The sequence below is a fragment of the Aquidulcibacter paucihalophilus genome (genome assembly GCA_030285985.1).
Lineage (GTDB): Bacteria > Pseudomonadota > Alphaproteobacteria > Caulobacterales > Caulobacteraceae > Brevundimonas.
In genome coordinates, this window is record CP127384.1 from 2,045,801 (window position 1) to 2,061,357 (window position 15,557).

15 protein-coding genes and 3 tRNA genes are annotated in these 15,557 nt (G+C 68.2%); 6 read left to right on the forward strand and 12 right to left on the reverse strand.

From position 1 onward, the window contains the following. The first annotated feature begins 9 nt into the window (after positions 1-9). Positions 10-1,230 (forward strand): cyclopropane-fatty-acyl-phospholipid synthase family protein, encoded by a 1,221-nt coding sequence (locus tag KB221_10010; GenBank protein WIY68433.1) that lies wholly within the window; start codon positions 10-12, stop codon positions 1,228-1,230. On the opposite strand, the gene KB221_10015 is transcribed toward KB221_10010, so the two are convergent. Beyond that, on the reverse strand, positions 1,217-2,779 hold the full coding sequence (locus tag KB221_10015; protein ID WIY68434.1) for a cryptochrome/photolyase family protein: 1,563 nt from the start codon (positions 2,777-2,779) through the stop codon (positions 1,217-1,219). The two genes, KB221_10010 and KB221_10015, sit on opposite strands and share 14 nt — an antisense overlap. Between KB221_10015 and sseA the strand changes: the two genes are divergently transcribed. Then, positions 2,778-3,623, forward strand: coding sequence for a 3-mercaptopyruvate sulfurtransferase (gene sseA, locus KB221_10020; GenBank protein WIY68435.1), 846 nt, complete (start codon positions 2,778-2,780; stop codon positions 3,621-3,623). The two genes, KB221_10015 and sseA, sit on opposite strands and share 2 nt — an antisense overlap. Positions 3,624-3,626: 3 nt before the next feature. On the opposite strand, the gene KB221_10025 is transcribed toward sseA, so the two are convergent. Continuing rightward, positions 3,627-4,940 (reverse strand): dicarboxylate/amino acid:cation symporter, encoded by a 1,314-nt coding sequence (locus KB221_10025; protein ID WIY68436.1) that lies wholly within the window; start codon positions 4,938-4,940, stop codon positions 3,627-3,629. A gap of 28 nt (positions 4,941-4,968) precedes the next feature. Then, entirely contained in the window at positions 4,969-6,096 is a 1,128-nt protein-coding gene (locus KB221_10030) for an amino acid ABC transporter substrate-binding protein (GenBank protein ID WIY68437.1), read from the reverse strand. 88 nt (positions 6,097-6,184) lie between these two features. On the opposite strand from KB221_10030, the gene metC reads away from it, so the two are divergent. Then, on the forward strand, positions 6,185-7,357 hold the full coding sequence (gene metC, locus KB221_10035) for a cystathionine beta-lyase (protein WIY68438.1): 1,173 nt from the start codon (positions 6,185-6,187) through the stop codon (positions 7,355-7,357). 7 nt (positions 7,358-7,364) lie between these two features. On the opposite strand, the gene KB221_10040 is transcribed toward metC, so the two are convergent. Further along, a tRNA-Arg gene (locus tag KB221_10040) sits at positions 7,365-7,441 on the reverse strand. Between the two features lie 60 nt (positions 7,442-7,501). Next, positions 7,502-7,807, reverse strand: a complete 306-nt coding sequence (locus KB221_10045; GenBank protein WIY68439.1) for an ETC complex I subunit — start codon at positions 7,805-7,807, stop codon at positions 7,502-7,504. 131 nt (positions 7,808-7,938) lie between these two features. Here KB221_10045 and KB221_10050 point away from each other — a divergent pair, with 131 nt between their 5' ends. The 3 genes from KB221_10050 to KB221_10060 all read left to right on the forward strand — a co-directional run bounded on the left by KB221_10050 (position 7,939) and on the right by KB221_10060 (position 10,569). Continuing rightward, positions 7,939-9,225, forward strand: a complete 1,287-nt coding sequence (locus KB221_10050; protein ID WIY68440.1) for a cystathionine gamma-synthase family protein — start codon at positions 7,939-7,941, stop codon at positions 9,223-9,225. An 81-nt stretch (positions 9,226-9,306) separates the two neighbouring features. Beyond that, on the forward strand, positions 9,307-9,852 hold the full coding sequence (locus tag KB221_10055) for a cytochrome b (GenBank protein ID WIY68441.1): 546 nt from the start codon (positions 9,307-9,309) through the stop codon (positions 9,850-9,852). A gap of 15 nt (positions 9,853-9,867) precedes the next feature. Continuing rightward, a complete protein-coding gene (locus tag KB221_10060; GenBank protein WIY68442.1) occupies positions 9,868-10,569 on the forward strand; it encodes a VIT family protein in 702 nt (233 codons plus the stop codon). Positions 10,570-10,578: 9 nt separating this feature from the next. Here the strand turns inward: KB221_10060 and KB221_10065 are convergent. From KB221_10065 to KB221_10095, 7 genes are all read right to left on the reverse strand, one after another. Continuing rightward, a tRNA-Pro gene (locus KB221_10065) sits at positions 10,579-10,655 on the reverse strand. A gap of 48 nt (positions 10,656-10,703) precedes the next feature. Then, positions 10,704-11,174, reverse strand: coding sequence for a DUF192 domain-containing protein (locus tag KB221_10070; GenBank protein WIY68443.1), 471 nt, complete (start codon positions 11,172-11,174; stop codon positions 10,704-10,706). Positions 11,175-11,204: 30 nt separating this feature from the next. After that, positions 11,205-11,774, reverse strand: a complete 570-nt coding sequence (locus tag KB221_10075) for a cold-shock protein (protein ID WIY68444.1) — start codon at positions 11,772-11,774, stop codon at positions 11,205-11,207. Between the two features lie 296 nt (positions 11,775-12,070). Next, positions 12,071-12,145 (reverse strand) — tRNA-Glu (locus tag KB221_10080). 133 nt (positions 12,146-12,278) lie between these two features. After that, on the reverse strand, positions 12,279-14,081 hold the full coding sequence (gene recJ, locus KB221_10085) for a single-stranded-DNA-specific exonuclease RecJ (GenBank protein ID WIY68445.1): 1,803 nt from the start codon (positions 14,079-14,081) through the stop codon (positions 12,279-12,281). Beyond that, a complete protein-coding gene (gene glpX, locus KB221_10090) occupies positions 14,081-15,037 on the reverse strand; it encodes a class II fructose-bisphosphatase (GenBank protein WIY68446.1) in 957 nt (318 codons plus the stop codon). The genes recJ and glpX overlap by 1 nt, the downstream gene beginning before the upstream one ends. A gap of 63 nt (positions 15,038-15,100) precedes the next feature. After that, complete coding sequence (locus tag KB221_10095; GenBank protein WIY68447.1) at positions 15,101-15,544, reverse strand: hypothetical protein; 444 nt, start codon at positions 15,542-15,544, stop codon at positions 15,101-15,103. Between the last annotated feature and the right edge of the window lie 13 nt (positions 15,545-15,557).

A 15,557-nucleotide genomic window follows, 5' to 3' on the forward strand; every position in this document is an offset into this window, starting at 1 on the left:
TTTCCAGCCATGACGTCGGTCACTGCAGAACCCATCCAGACCGCCGCCCGCACGCCGCGTGGGTTTACGCTGCTGCTGCGCCTGCTGGCCGCCAACTGGACCTTCGGCCGCCTGACCGTCATCCTGCCCAACGGCGAGACGCACCAGCTGGACGGCCCCCAGCCGGGGCCCGCCGCCATCTTCGACATCAAGGACTATCGCTTCGCCCGGCGCGTGTTGGCATCCGGCGATATCGGATTCGCCGAAGGCTATATGGCCGGCGAGTGGGAAAGCCCCCAGCTGGCGGCCCTGCTGGAGTCCTTCGCCCACAACTATGACCACATCCGGCGTCTGGCCGACGGCAATCCGGTGATGCAGGCGATCAACTGGCTGTCGCACAAGCGCAAGCGGAACAGCCGCGCCGGGTCGAAGAAGAACATCCACGCCCACTACGACCTGGGCAACGCCTTCTATGCGTCCTGGCTGGACGGGACGATGACCTATTCCTCGGCCCGGTTCACCCGTGCCGGCATGGCGCTCGACGCGGCGCAGCAAGAGAAATACGCCGCCCTCGCCCGGCTGATGGCGCTTCAGTCGGGACAGTCCGTTCTCGAGATCGGCTGCGGCTGGGGCGGGTTCGCCGAGTTCGCGGCGCGGGAGGTCGGCGCGAAGGTCACCGCTGTCACCATCTCCCGGGAGCAGTTCGACTTCGCCCGCCAGCGCATGTTCAACGCGGGTCTGGCCGAGCGGGCCGATATCCAGCTGATCGACTATCGCGACGTTGAGGGCCGGTTCGACCGCGTCGCCTCGATCGAGATGTTCGAGGCCGTGGGGCAGGAATACTGGCCCGCCTATTTCGGCAAGATCCGCGACGTGCTGGAGCCGGGCGGCCGCGTCGGCCTGCAGATCATCACCATCGATGACGCCCTGTTCGACGACTACAATCGGAAGACTGATTTCATCCAGAAATACATCTTCCCGGGCGGGATGCTGCCGTCCGAGGAGCGACTGAAGCCGGTCATCGACCGCGCCGGCCTCGGCTGGAGCCAGGTGGAACGGTTCGGCCAGGACTATGCCGACACGCTCAAGCTCTGGGATGAACGCTTCCAGGCCGCCTGGGACGATATCCGGCGCATGGGCAGTTTCGACGAGCGCTTCCGTCGGCTCTGGCGGTTCTACCTCGCCTATTGCGAGGCGGGGTTCCGGTCGGCGCGCACGGATGTGATCCAGCTCGCGCTTACGCGGGCCTGACCGCGCCCAGCGCCGTGCGACAGGCCTCGGCCTCCGCGACCACCGCCTGCCGCCGCGCCACGTCCCAGCCGTCGAGGGTCCGGTAGGGCATGGCGAGGCGCGGGTTGCCGGCCAGGCGGCCCCGGTTCCGCTCAAGGAAGCCCCAGTAGAGCCGGTTGAACGGACAGGCCGCTTCGCCGGTCTTGAGCTTCACATCGTACCGGCAGCCGGCGCAGTAGTTGCTCATCCGGTTGATGTAGGCCCCGGACGCCGCATAGGGCTTGGTGCCCATGATGCCGCCGTCGGCGAAAGTGGCCATGCCGCGCGTGTTCGGCATCTCGACCCATTCATAAGCGTCGGCGTAGACGACCATATACCAGTCATCGACCGCGTCGGGATGGACGCCCAGCAGCATGGCGAGGTTGCCGGTGACCATCAGCCGCTGGATGTGATGCGCATAGGCGTGATCGCGGGTCGACCGCACCGCATCGGCCACGCAGGCCATGTCCGTTTCGCCGGACCAGTAGAACCACGGCAGGCTCCGGTCCGCGTCGAGCGCGTTCCGCGCCCCGTACTCGGGCATTTTCGACCAGTAGAGGCCGCGCACGAACTCGCGCCATCCGAGGATCTGGCGGATGAACCCCTCCACGGCGTTCAACGGTGCCCGGCCGGCGCGATACTCCGCCTCCGCGCGACGGCAAACGTCCAGCGGATCGAGCAGGCCCAGGTTGAGCGACGTCGACACCATCCCGTGCCACATCCACGGCTGCCCCGCCGCCATGGCATCCTGCCAGGCCCCGAACGACGGCAGGACATCGGACAGGAAGACGGCGAGCACCGCCTCCGCCTCGCCCACGCTCGTCGGCCAGCCGAAGCCTTCCAGTTCGCCGAAATGGTCGCCGAACAGCCGTTCAACATCCATCATCGCCCCGCGCGTCACCGCATCGGGGGTCGTCCGCAATCGCGGCGGCGGCATCACGCCCCGGGGAAGCCCGGCGCGATTGTCCTTGTCAAAATTCCACTGTCCGCCGACCGGATCCTTGCCGTCCATCAGCAGACCGGTCTCCCGCCGCATCTCGCGATAGAAGAACTCCATGGTCAGCGTCTTCTTGTCGGCGGCCCAGCGGTTGAAGCGTGCCAGCGAACAGATGAACCGGTCATCCTCGCGGATTTCCACCGGGACTTTGGTCGATTTGGCGAAGGCCGCGAGGGCCTCGGCCAACCGCCATTCGCCGCACGCCGTCATCACCACGCCGCCGAACGGCCGCCCGGCGAGGACACGGTCCAGCTCTCCCGCGATCGAGCCCGTGTTGGCCGGATCGTCGATCCGGACATGGCGGACCGTCACACCGCGCTCTTCCAGCCGCGCCGCAAACTTGCGCATGGCGGCGAACACGAGGGCGATCTTCTGCTTGTGGTGCTTCACATAGGTCGCCTCGTCGCGCACCTCCGCCATCAGCACGACATCGACCGAGGCATCGAGGCCGCGCAGCGCGGACAGTCCGTCGGACAGCTGGTCGCCCAGCACCAGTCTCAGGGTTCCGCCCGTCGGCGTGCTAGAAAGACCCATGACCGACGCCGTCCCCTTGATCTCGACCCAGGATCTCGCCGCCCGATTGAGCGATCCGTCCCTCAAACTCATCGACGCCAGCTGGCATCTGGATGGCCGCGACGCGCGACCGGATTTCGAGACCGCGCGCCTGCCCGGCGCGGTCTTCTTCGACCTCGAAGCGTCTTCGGAGCAAGAGAGCGACTTGCCGCACATGCTCCCCCATCCCGATTTTTTCGCGGCGCGGATGGGGGCGCTCGGCATCACCGCTGATCACAGCATCGTCGTCTATGACACCGTCGGCATCCGCTCGTCGCCGCGCGTGTGGTGGATGCTCCGGGCCATGGGGGCGCGGGACGTCCGCGTCCTCGACGGCGGCCTGCCGAAATGGCTGGCCGAAGGGCGGCCCGTCGAAACAGGGCCGGCGTCTCCGCCCCGGGCCGCGATCTTCAGCCCCTCCGTCCAGGCCGATCGGGTCGCCGATCTCGACGCGGTCCGCGCAGCCCTGGAGGCGGGAGATCAGGTGCTGGACGCCCGCGCCGCCGACCGGTTCGCCGGCCGCGCACCCGAGCCGAGGTCGGGTCTCCGGTCCGGCCATATGCCGGGAGCCCTCAACCTGCCCTTCCCTGCCGTCCTGAACCCCGACGGTACGATGAAGCAGGGCGAGGCGCTGGCGCAGGTCTATCGCACGGCCGGGATCGACCTGGACCGCCCGGTCATGACCACCTGCGGCTCCGGCGTTACCGCTGCCATCCTCAGCCTGGGTCTCGCGGTCCTGGGCCGGCCGTCGCGTCTGTACGACGGCAGCTGGGCCGAATGGGGCGGACGGGCGGACACCGACGTCGTGTCGGTGCCGCCCGCCTGAGCCTCAGTGCGCCGGCGCCACGTCCGGCAGTTTCAGATCATCGGGAACGATCGAATCGCTCTCACCGCGCGACACCACCGTCGCCGCCACCAGATCGCCGGTGACGTTCAGGGTGGTGCGGCACATGTCGAGGAAGCGGTCGACGCCGAGGATCAGGCCGATTCCCTCGGCCGGCACCCCGACCATGGTCAGGATCAGGGCGATGACCGGCAGGGAACCCGCGGGAACCCCGGCGGTGCCGATGCCGCCGAGAATGCAGACCAGCATCACCACCAGCTGCTGCTGCAGGTTCAGGTCGACGCCGAAGAACTGGGCAAGGAACAGAACCGTGACGCCCTCGAACAGGGCGGTGCCGTTCTGGTTGGCCGTGGCGCCGACGGTGAGCACGAAGCGCGAGATGCGGCGCGGCAGTTTCAGCTTCTCTTCCGCCGCCTTGATGGCGATCGGCAGGGTGGCGTTGGACGAGGCGGTGGAGAAGGCCACCACGAAGGGCTCGCGGACGCCGTTGGCGAATTTCAGCGGGTTCATGCCGCCGAAGATCCAGACCAGCAGCGGATAGACGATGAACATGTGGATCGCCATCGCGCCCACGGCCACGCCCGCATAGGCCCCCAGCCGGACCAGCAGGTCCCAGCCGAACACCGCCGACAGATTGAACATCAGCGCCGCGATCGCGATCGGGGCCAGTTTGATGACCAGGTTGATGAGCTTCATCATCACCTCGAACAGCCCCTGCAGCGTCTGCTGCAGCGCGTCCGTGGCGGGCGACTTGGCCATGACCATGCCGATGCCGAAGATCAGGGCGAAGATCATCACCGGCAGGATCTGGTTCTCGGCCGCCGCCGTGAAGACGTTGGACGGGATCATGTCGAGGAAGAACTGGCCGGCCTCGATGCTCTTGGGCGCATTGCCGACGATGGCCGAGGCCCCCTCGGCACCCTGGGCCAGCAGCTGCTGGGCCAGCACCGGGTCGACCCCGTCTCCGGGACGGAAATAGTTGACCATGCCGAGACCGATGCCGACGGCGATCGCCGAGACGATGACCGTGAACACCAGCGTCTTGAAGCCGACCCGGCCCAGCGACTTCAGGTCGCCCATCTCGGCGACCCCCACGGCCAGGGCGGCGAACAGCAGCGGCAGGACCAGCATGAACAGCAGGCGCAGGAAGATCTGGCCGACGGACTTGATGATGTCCATGACCCAGGGAAGGACCTCAAGGCCCATCAGGTTGACATAGAGCCCTCCGCCCATGCCGACGGCAAAGCCCAGCAGCATCCAGAGATAGAGCGGAATCCCGCCACGTTTCGTCGTTTCCATTTTTCCCCCTGGCACCTGTCCCGGCGTCCTAGCGAATCGGCAGGGCGTAGATCAGCCCGGCCGGTCTTCCGTTCCATTGTGCGTTAAGCCCACGGGCCAGGTCGAGCGAGGAATCTGTCCCGACGTTCCGCGAGAAGATTTCGCCGTAGTTGCCCTCGGCCTTGATGGCCGCCTTCGCCCAGTCCTTGCGCAGCCCCAGCATTGGTCCGACGTCGCCCTCGACGCCGAGCAGGCGGCGAACGGCGGGGCTTGGCGACTCCTCGGCCATCTCATCGGCGTTGTCGCTGGTCACGCCCAGCTCCTCGGCTAGGATCAGGGCATTCAGCGTCCAGCGCACGATCGAGGTCCAGGCCTCGTCGCCCCGCTTCACCGCCGGCCCCAGCGGCTCCTTCGAGATCACATCCGGCAGGATGGCGTGTTGCTCAGGGTTCGACATCGTCGTCCGCGCCGCCGCCAGGGCGGAAATATCGGCGCTCAGGGCGTCGCAATCCTCCCGCGCATAGGCCGCCCGGGCCGCTTCCTCGTTTGCGGCCACCACCGGCGTGTATTCCAGCGAGCGCGCGCGGAACCAGTCGGCGACATTCAATTCCGTGGTCGAGCCGCGCTGTACGCAAACCCGCGCGCCGTTCAACTCGGCCGCCGTGGCCAGGTCCAGCGACCGGCGCACCAGAAAGCCCTGACCGTCATAATAGTTGACCCCGGCGAACCGCACCCCTTCCCGCGCTTCCCGCGACAGGGTCCAGGAGGTCGAACGCCACAGCACATCGATGCGGCCGCTGCGCAGGCCCTCGAACCGCTGCGGGCTCGTCAGGGGCACGAACCGGACGGCGTTGGCATTGCCGAGCACCGCCGCCGCGAGGGCGCGGCAGAAGTCGACGTCAAAACCGCGCCATTCGCCGCGATTGTCCGTATAGGCAAAACCGACCAGCCCCTCGTGAACGCCGCAGTTCAGACGTCCCCGCCGTTTGATCGCCGCAAGGGTGGGGCTGGCAAAATCCGGGGCGGCGATCTGGTTCTGGGCCGCGGGGTCAGCCCCCTCTACGGGGTCGACGGGCGTGTCACCGCGTCCGCAACCCGCAAGGGCCAGGGCCAGCACGATCGCCAGGGCGGACGCAGCGCCGCCCCCCGTCTTTCGCCCCGTCGATAGTGCCCGCATCCGCGCCTCGTCGATTTCGTCAGACCTTGCGCCCCGCCTGCTTTAGAGGCCTTTGGAGGCTGAACCGCAACCCTCAGTTCCGGCGCGCATGACCGATCGAACCGACCGCACCCGCCTGATCGCCGCCGCCACCCGCCGCGGCCGGGGCCGCCGTCCGGTCGCCCCGCCGATCGAGCGGGCGTCGACCCTGCTCAACGACACGCCCGGTGCCATGCGCGACGAAAGCCGGGGTCCAGTCTATGGCATCGAGGATCTTTCGGCAGCGCGCGAACTCCGCGACCTCCTGTGCGATCTCGAAGGCGCGAAGGAAGCCTGGCTGGTCCCGTCGGGCCTCGCCGCCGTCACCGTGCCCCTGACCGCCCTGCTCCGGCCCGGCGATGAGGTCCTGACCACCGACGCCCTCTACGGACCCAGCCGGCGCTTCCTGAAGCGTCATATGGGCCCGCGCGGGGTGACCACCGCCTTCCACGACGCCGGTGCCTCGACGGGCGACATCCTCGCCGCCCTTGGCGACCGCACGCGCGTCCTGCTGATCGAGTCGCCCGCCTCCCTGACATTCGAGATGCTGGACGTCCCCGCCCTCGCCGCCGGCTGCCGCGCACGCGGCGTGCTGACGGTGATGGACAATACCTGGGGCGCGGGCCTCGCCTTCCGCCCGCTGGCGCACGGCGTCGACGTCAGCGTCCAGGCGGTGACCAAATATGTCTCGGGCCACTCGGACCTGCTCATGGGCTCCATCGCCGTCGCCGACCCCGCCGTCGGCCGGCCGATCGCCGAGACACTGGAGGACCTCGGCTGGCGCGTCTCGCCCGACGACGCGTGGCTGGCCCTGCGCGGGCTGCGCACAATGCCCCTGCGCTACAAGGAACAGGCACGGTCCGCCCTCGTCGTCGCGCACTGGCTGCAAGCCCGGCCCGAGGTCGCCGAAATCCTCTATCCCGCCCTGCCCGGCGCTGCGGGCAACGCCCTCTGGGCGCGTGACTACACCGGGGCTGCCTCCCTGTTCGGTATGGTGATGAAGGGCGGTGACGAAGCCGCCGCCCACGCCCTCATGTCAGCCCTCGACCTGTTCGGCCTCGGCTTTTCCTGGGGTGGGTTCGAAAGCCTGATCACCCATGAGACAGGCCAGCTGTCGGGCCGAAGGTCGCCGCCCGGCGTGGCGGGGCAGTTGCTCCGCCTCCACGTCGGGCTCGAGGACCCGGCCGACCTGATCGCTGATCTTGAAGGCGGACTCGCCGCCTGGCGCACCGCCCTCGGCTGACCGACCGTGGCGCGCCCAGCAGGACTCGAACCTGCAACCGTCCGCTTAGAAGGCGGGTGCTCTATCCGGTTGAGCTATGGGCGCCCGAGGGACGAAATGAAGTTCCCGCGGCTCAAGTAGCGCGAAGCGCGGTAGCCGCAACGACTAATGCGTCCAGGGCTGTTTGCGGCCGGTGGCGAAATTGTCGGCATAGGCCTTGAGGATAACCGGCGCTTCCTGCGGCTCGTGCAGGCGGAACGGGATGCCGTGCCGCTCCGCATAGGCCACCGCCTCCTCCGCCGAATCGAAGCTCAGCCGCACCTGGCCGTTCATATCGGTCGAGCTGGTCCAGCCCATCAACGGATCGATGGTACGCGCCGACGCCGGCTCGAACTCCAGCCGCCAGCCTCTCGACGAGGCCTTGCCGGACTGCATGGCGGTCTTGGCGGGGCGATAGATGCGGGCGAGCATGGACGGTCCTCGTAACGACGGCGGGCGAACCCGCGCGGCCCAGATACCGCGCGGCCGACGCCGGGTCCAGCACCCGACTTGGCCTCGCTGCCCACCCGGCCTATGGAGATTGTAACAAACAGGACACCTGTATGACCCGACACCGCAGCCGCACCCTCGGAGACCGCACGCTCGCGCCCGAGACCCTGATGATGGGCTACGGCTACGATCCCACCCTGTCGGAAGGCTCCATCAAGGCCCCGATCTTCCAGACCTCGACCTTCGTTTTCAAATCGGCCGAGGACGGCAAACGCTTCTTCGAGGTCGCCTACGGCCTGCGCCAGAAGGAGCCCGAAGAAGCCCTCGGCTTGATCTATTCGCGCATCAACAATCCGAACCTCGAGATCCTCGAGGACCGACTGGCGGTCTGGGACGCCGCCGACAAGGCGCTGGTCTTCTCCAGCGGCATGGCCGCCATCTCGACCACGATGATGGCTCTCAGCCGACCCGGGGATATCGTCGTCTATACCGCGCCGGCCTACGGCGGCACCGAATACCTCTTCGACCGCATCCTTCCCCGCATGGGGGTTCAGACGATCAGCGTCGCCGACTGCGATGGCGGCGAAGCCCTGGCCGCCGCAGTCCGCTCGGCGTCCGAGGCCGCCGCGTCGACGGGAGGCCGACTGGCGGCGGTTTACGTAGAGACCCCCGCCAATCCGACCAACCAGTTGATCGACCTGGAAGCCGCCGCCGCCGCCATCCGCGACCTCGCGCTCACCGAGCCGCCCCTTCTGGTGGTGGACAACACCTTCCTTGGCCCGCTCTGGCAGAAGCCGCTGCGGCACGGTGCCGATCTGGTGCTCTATTCGCTGACGAAATATGTCGGCGGCCACTCGGACCTGATCGCCGGTGCCTGCCTCGGTCGGGCAGATCTGATGGCCCGCGTGGGCGAGATGCGGACCATCTGCGGAACCATCACGGATCCCCATACCGCCTGGTTGCTGATGCGCAGCCTCGAAACCCTGCACATCCGCATGGAGCGCTCCCAGGCCAACGCCATGGCGCTTGTCGCCCGGCTGCGTGGCCACCCGAAGATCGAATCCGTCCTCGATGCCGGCGGTGCCGAGTCCTCTCCGAGCCAGCAGGCCCTGTTCGCGCGCCAGTGCAGCGGCGCAGGCTCGACCTTCTCGCTGCGCCTCAAAGGCGGCGAGGCCGAAGCCTTCCGTATGCTCAACGCCCTTCAGCTGTTCAAACTGGCTGTCAGCCTGGGCGGAACGGAAAGCCTCGTCTCCCACCCCTCCAGCACCACCCACTCCGACTACAGCGCCGAGGCCAAGGCCCGGTGCGGTATCGGCGACAACCTGGTCCGCCTCTCCGTCGGGATCGAGAACGCCGACGACCTGTACGCCGACCTCGAACAGGCGTTGGCGGCGATTTGACGCCGCGCGAATTGCTTTGACGCAAGGGCAGATGGGCGGATCAGCTGCATCCTTCGAACGATTCCTCCGGAAGGGGCTCAGATGACCGCCGACCTGTCCACGTCCAGCGGGCCCTACAGCCGGCTCTCTATCGCCCTGCACTGGCTGATGCTGGTCCTGCTGGCTGCCGTCTTCGCCTGCATCGAATTGCGGACGAACTACCCGCGGGGCAGCGACATTCGCGAGGGACTTAAGACCTGGCATTTCATGCTGGGTCTTTCGGTGTTCGTCCTGGTCTGGGTTCGACTGCTTGCGCGGCGCAGGATGCCCTGGCTCGCCGCCGAGGGTGGCTGGACTCGATGGCCGGCCTTGGCGGTGCACGTCGCGCTTTACGGCGGCATGATCGCCCTGCCGCTGCTCGGCTGGCTGACCCTGAGTGCCGAGGGCGACACCATACCCTTCTTCGGCCTGTCCCTGCCGCCGCTGATCGGGCAGGACAAGGATCTCGCCCATCAGCTGGAAGACCTGCACAAGACCATCGGCGAAGCAGGCTACTGGTTGATCGGCCTGCACGCCCTGGCCGCCGTTTTCCACCATTACGTCCTCAAGGACGGGACGCTGCGCCGAATGCTGCCCGGCCGGCGCTGATCGGGACCACCGCCCATGAGCCGCCTCGAACGTCACCCCGAGCGCCATCTGGTCGCTCGCATCGGCTGGCTGCGCGCCGCCGTGCTGGGGGCCAATGACGGCCTGGTGTCCACGGCCAGTCTGGTGGTCGGGGTGGCCGCGGCCGAGGCCACGCGCAGCGGCGTGCTGATCGCCGGCGTCGCCGGGCTGGTGGCGGGTGCGATGTCGATGGCGGCCGGGGAATACGTCTCGGTCAGTTCCCAGTCGGACACCGAGAAAGCCGACCTCGCCCGGGAAACCGCCGAGCTGGCGGCCGACCCCGAAGCCGAGATCACGGAGCTGGCCGCCATCTATGCCGCCCGGGGCGTCGAGCCGACGCTTTCCCGGCAGGTCGCCGAACAGCTGATGGCGAAGGACGCCCTCGGTGCCCATGCACGCGATGAACTGGGCATTTCAGAATTCACGACGGCGCGCCCGATCCAGGCCGCCCTGACCTCGGCGGCGACCTTCGCGCTCGGGGCCGCGCCGCCCCTGGTCGTGGCTCTGCTGGCACCGCTGGACGGTCTGGTGATCTGGGTCAGCGCCGTCGCCCTCGCCGGCCTGATGGGGCTCGGCGCGCTCGGCGCTGCGGCGGGCGGTGCCAGTCTGCCGCGCTCTGTGCTCAGGGTGGCCTTCTGGGGCGTCGTCGCCCTCGCCGCCACCGCCGGCATCGGCCGCCTGTTCGGAACGGTCATCTAGAAGGCGAATTGGTCGGAGTGAGAGGATTCGAACCTCCGACCCTCTGGTCCCAAACCAGATGCGCTACCAGGCTGCGCTACACTCCGGCGGCGGGATTTGGCACACTCGACGCTGCGCCGCAACGCGCCGCGTGACTATTCGGCGAAGAAGGGGTGGCTGACCTTGTCGCCGGGCCGGGCCCCGATTTCGTCAGCGCGGCCGGCGCGCAGCTCCAGCACGCCGCTGGCGGGTCCGTTCGAAGGGATGACGGCGTCGGACTGGGGCGTCGCATTCTTCGCGATCGAGACAATCCGCCCGCGCGGGTCGATGTAGATAATGTCCAGCGGGCTGGGCGTATTGCGCATCCAGAAGCCGCGCTCGGCCACGTCGGGGAACTGAAACAGCATGCCGCGGTCGTCGGCCAGGGGTTCGCGCTCCATCAGGCCGCGCTGGCGTTCCGCGTCATCGTCGGCGATCTCGACCATGAAGCGGTGTTCGCCGCTGGACGTGGTGACGGTCAGAGGCTCGAGCGGGTCGCCCTTGGCGTCGCGCGGCGCACCGGCACCGGCGCAGGCCGAAAGCAGCACAAGGCCGGACAACACGAGAAGTCCACGACGGTTAAACATCACCGATCCACCCTCACTGGGGCGGATGGATTATCCGCCCGGTCTGATTTCCGCGACCACCAGCCCCTTGGGGCCCTCGGCGAACCGCACTGTTACCGTCTCGCCGGGCAGCAGGTCATCCAGCCCGCAGCGGCGCAACGTCTCAACATGGACGAAGATATCCCCCGGTTCGCCATCGCGCACCACGAATCCGTAGCCCTTGGTGCGATTGAACCATTTGACGACGGCGGCCTCCATCGGTTCGCCCGAGGTCAGGCCCTCGATTTCGCCTGCGACCCGCGCCGTCTGCTTGAGGCCTTCATAGCCGGTCCGGCGCGGAGCGGCGACCAGCTCGGGATCGCCCTCACCGAGGTCATGGACCTCCGTGACCTGCCAGCCCTTGGGCCGTCTGGCGCATTCGCAACTGATAGGCGCGCCCTCGGCGGCGACATCCCGGCCAGCGTCACGCAGGCTGGAGACATGCAGCAGCACGTCTTTCATGTCAGTCAGGGCCGGATCGTCCGGCACGATGAAGCCGTATCCCTTGCCGGGATCAAACCACTTCACCCGGCCCGCGATTCGGACCGTCGCGACTGTCTCAACGCCCTCGTAGTCCGACACAGCCTTCCCCCTGCCCGCAATCAGAGCGAGCGGAGTTTATTTAACACGGTTCTGTGAACGCCGGAAAAGCGAAAAACGCCGATTTTCGCAGCAAAAGCGAAATGATTTCGACCGCGCGACATCTCGGCCCCGGTCGGACCGCCGGAAAATCTTCGGGACAGGGCCGGCTCATGCGCGGCGTTCTGGTGCTCAACCCTGCCCGTGACCTTCCATCGCGAAAGGCAAACGGACACCCCCGGCCAGGAATGGCTGCGGCGGCGAGGCCGAATCGCGATGTCAGGGAAGAGGCTCCGCGCTGGCAGTCCCTAGGGGAGTCGAACCCCTCTTTTCAGGTTGAAAACCTGACGTCCTAACCGATAGACGAAGGGACCGCTGCGCGGAGAGCGGGCGATATAGCCGCCGATTCCGGGGCTTGCAACCCCTTCTCCTCCCCATTTGCGAAGCAAAGGGGGAGGTGGCTCGGGGGCGCAGCCGACGAGACGGAGGGGGCAGCCGGGAGAACGGTTACGCCATCCGCGGATCGGCCACGTCCTCGATCTCGAATTGGACGCCGCGGCGACCGTTCCAGTCATCGACCTTCAGACGTCCGACCACGCTCAGTCCGCCCTGCCCTGCCAGCAGCGACTGGCCGCCGGGCAGGTCGGCGCAGCGCCAGGCGATGGCCTTGACCGAAGCACCGTCGGCCCCGACCAGCCGGCAGCGCACATGGCCGCCGTTCATGGCCACGGCGTCGCGCGCCTGCACATGTTCAAGGGCGAACAACGGCTCGGGATTGGCCGGGCCGAAGGGGGCCAGTTGCTCGAACTGTTCGAACAGGGCGCGCGTGGCCGCGCCCGGATCGATCAGGGCGTCGATCTCGACGTGGTCGAGGGCGTCGGCGGCCGCCTGCTCGCCAATCATCCGGTCATTGAGAAAGTCGCGGAGCCGGTCGATGTCGTCGGCGCGGACCGTCAGCCCCGCCGCCATGGCGTGGCCGCCGCCGGCGATCAGCACGCCGCTTTCCCAGGCCGCCTGCACCGCCTTGCCGAGGTTCATCCCGGGCTGCGATCGCCCCGAGCCCTTGCCGAGGCCATTCACCGCATCGACGCCGATCACCACCACAGGCTTGCGCCAGCGTTCGCGCAGGCGGCCCGCCACGATGCCGACCACGCCCGGATGCCATTCGTCGCCCGCGATCACCACGACAGCCGAGCCGTCGGCATGGGCACCGGTCGCCTCGACCATGCGGGTGGCCTGATCGGTGACCTGTTTCTCCACCTCACGGCGGGCGATGTTCAGGGCATCCAGTTCCTGCGCCAGCGCCGCGGCCTCGACGGGGTCGTCGGTCGACAGCAGGCGCGCCCCGAGGTCCGACTTGCCGATCCGTCCGCCGGCATTGATGCGTGGTCCGAGGATGAAGCCCGCATGGTTCGACTTGGCCGGCCCCGGCTCGGCGCCCGCTGCCGCCAGCAGGGCCCTCAGCCCCGGATTGCCCCAGTCCGACATGACCCGCAGCCCCAGACTGGTCAGGGCCCGGTTGAACCCGGTCAGGCCGGTGACGTCGCAGATCGCGCCCATGGCGGCCAGATCCAGCCACTGGCGGATGTCCGGCTCCTTGACGTCCGCAAACATCCCGCGCCGACGCGCCTCGCGGTTCAGCGCCGCCAGAAGGACGAACACCACCCCCGCCGCGGCCAGATTGCCCTGCCCCGAGTTGCAGCCGGGCCGGTTCGGATTGACCACAGCGGCGCAGACGGGCGGATGTTCGCGCATCATGTGGTGGTCGATGACCACGACCTTCAGCCCGATCGCCGCCGCATGGGCCACGGCCTCATTGGCCGCCGCGCCGCAATCGACCGTGATGACCAGATCGGCACCCGAGGCCTTCAGTGTGTCGAAGGCCCGCGCGCTGGGTCCGTACCCCTCCGTCACGCGGTCCGGCACATAGATCGGCAGCTCGGCACCCAGCGCCCGGAACCACCGCACCAGCAGGGCCGCGCTGGACGCCCCGTCGACATCATAGTCGGCGAAGACGTGGATCGAGGCACGCGCCTGGAGGGCGTCGAGGATCGCCTCGGCCGCTGCATCCATGTCCATGAAGCTGGACGGGTCGGGGAACAGGGCCTTCAGCGTCGGCGTCAGGAAGTCCGCGCCCCGGTCCGCCCGCACGCCGCGCGCCGCCAGCGCCCGCGCCAGCGGCTCTTCCAGGTTCAGCGTCTGCATATGGGCCCGGATCAGCCCGGCCTCGGCGGGCCTCTGCCGCCATTCGCGGCCGGACAGGGAGCGGGAGACGCCCAGGAAGGCTGGAACGGCGCCGCCGTCCGCCATCAGAGCGGCCGGATCGTGCGGATGCGCTGGACCGTGCGGGTCGAGGAATCCATCACCAGCGTATGGGTCGAGACGAAGCCGTCGGCGACCTTGACCCCATCGAGCATGGCCCCCTTGGTCACGCCCGTGGCGGCGAAGATGGCGTCCTTGGACACCAGTTCGTGCAGGTCGTATTTGCGATCCAGATCGGTCACGCCCGTCTTGGCGGCCCGCGCCCGCTCGTCATCGTTGCGGAAGATCAGCCGGCCCTGGAAATGGCCGCCGACGCATTTCAGCGCCGAAGCCGCCAGCACGCCTTCCGGTGCCCCGCCCGAGCCCAGATAGAGGTCGATACCGGTCTCCGGCTCGGCCGTATGGATCACGCCGGCCACGTCGCCGTCGGTGATCAGTACCACCTTGGCCCCGACCTCGCGCAGCGCGGCAATCAGATCCGCGTGACGGGGCCGGTCCATGACGCAGACGGTGATGTCGGACGGCTTCACACCCTTGGCCGAGGCCAGCGACCGGACATTGTCCTGGGGCTTCATGTCCAGATCGACCGTGCCGGGGGCGAAGCCCGGGCCGATGGCGATCTTGTCCATATAGGTGTCGGGCGCGTGCAGCATGCCGCCGCCCGGCGACATCGACAGCACGCACAGGGCGTTGGCCATGGCCTTGGCGGTCAGGGTGGTGCCTTCCAGCGGGTCGAGCGCGATGTCGATGGCCGGGCCTTTGCCGGTGCCGACCTTCTCACCGATGTAGAGCATCGGTGCCTCGTCGCGCTCGCCCTCGCCGATGACGATCTTGCCATCGATATCCAGCGCGTTCAGCGCCGTCCGCATGGCGTCCACGGCCAGCTGGTCCGCCGCCTTCTCGTCACCACGACCGATGCCGGCATAGCTGGCGATGGCGGCCAGTTCGGTGACCCGCGCGGCGTCAGCAGCCAGCGTCGAGGCGTAGGGAGCCGGATGGGCCATGAGATGTCTCCTGAGACGATGTTTCCCGGAGTCTACCGTCCGGGCGAGCGTATGATGAGGGTATCAGCGGCGGTCCACCGGCGGCGGGGCGCGGCCCCGCTCGCGCGTGCGACGCACGAACTCTTCGATTTCCGCGAGCGTTTCGGCCGTCACCGGAGCGACCTCGACCGAATCGATCCGGGCCTGCACGCCCGCAGCGAACGCCGCGGGATCCCCCGTGGTCTGCCAGTCGATGCGCGAGACCTCACCGGCCAGCGCCCCGCCCGTCACCCGCAAGGTGTTGACCTGCGACGCGATCGCGACCGGTTCGGGCAGCGGCTCGACGCTGCGGGGAAAGTCCGCCCAGCGCGGATATTCGCGGTTGGCCTCGGCCAGGGCCTGCACCCGCGGCGCGATCGGCGACGTGGCGTCTGTGGCCGGATCGAAGGAGCCGACGCAGGCCGTCAGACCACCGCCCGCGAAGACGGCGGACAGGACGACTGCAATTTTCCGGCGCGACGCGTTCATTTCAGGGGCTGTC

Bases quoted from the DNA above. Each gene is read 5' to 3' on its own strand.
- glpX (WIY68446.1), bottom strand. From the start codon at position 15,037: ATGGCCCATCCGGCTCCCTACGCCTCGACGCTGGCTGCTGACGCCGCG.
- KB221_10050 (WIY68440.1), top strand. From the start codon at position 7,939: ATGACCCGACACCGCAGCCGCACCCTCGGAGACCGCACGCTCGCGCCC.
- sseA (WIY68435.1), top strand. From the start codon at position 2,778: ATGACCGACGCCGTCCCCTTGATCTCGACCCAGGATCTCGCCGCCCGA.
- metC (WIY68438.1), top strand. From the start codon at position 6,185: ATGACCGATCGAACCGACCGCACCCGCCTGATCGCCGCCGCCACCCGC.
- KB221_10060 (WIY68442.1), top strand. From the start codon at position 9,868: ATGAGCCGCCTCGAACGTCACCCCGAGCGCCATCTGGTCGCTCGCATC.
- KB221_10070 (WIY68443.1), bottom strand. From the start codon at position 11,174: ATGTTTAACCGTCGTGGACTTCTCGTGTTGTCCGGCCTTGTGCTGCTT.
- KB221_10015 (WIY68434.1), bottom strand. From the start codon at position 2,779: ATGGGTCTTTCTAGCACGCCGACGGGCGGAACCCTGAGACTGGTGCTG.
- KB221_10045 (WIY68439.1), bottom strand. From the start codon at position 7,807: ATGCTCGCCCGCATCTATCGCCCCGCCAAGACCGCCATGCAGTCCGGC.
- KB221_10010 (WIY68433.1), top strand. From the start codon at position 10: ATGACGTCGGTCACTGCAGAACCCATCCAGACCGCCGCCCGCACGCCG.
- KB221_10030 (WIY68437.1), bottom strand. From the start codon at position 6,096: ATGCGGGCACTATCGACGGGGCGAAAGACGGGGGGCGGCGCTGCGTCC.
- KB221_10055 (WIY68441.1), top strand. From the start codon at position 9,307: ATGACCGCCGACCTGTCCACGTCCAGCGGGCCCTACAGCCGGCTCTCT.
- KB221_10095 (WIY68447.1), bottom strand. From the start codon at position 15,544: ATGAACGCGTCGCGCCGGAAAATTGCAGTCGTCCTGTCCGCCGTCTTC.
- recJ (WIY68445.1), bottom strand. From the start codon at position 14,081: ATGGCGGACGGCGGCGCCGTTCCAGCCTTCCTGGGCGTCTCCCGCTCC.
- KB221_10025 (WIY68436.1), bottom strand. From the start codon at position 4,940: ATGGAAACGACGAAACGTGGCGGGATTCCGCTCTATCTCTGGATGCTG.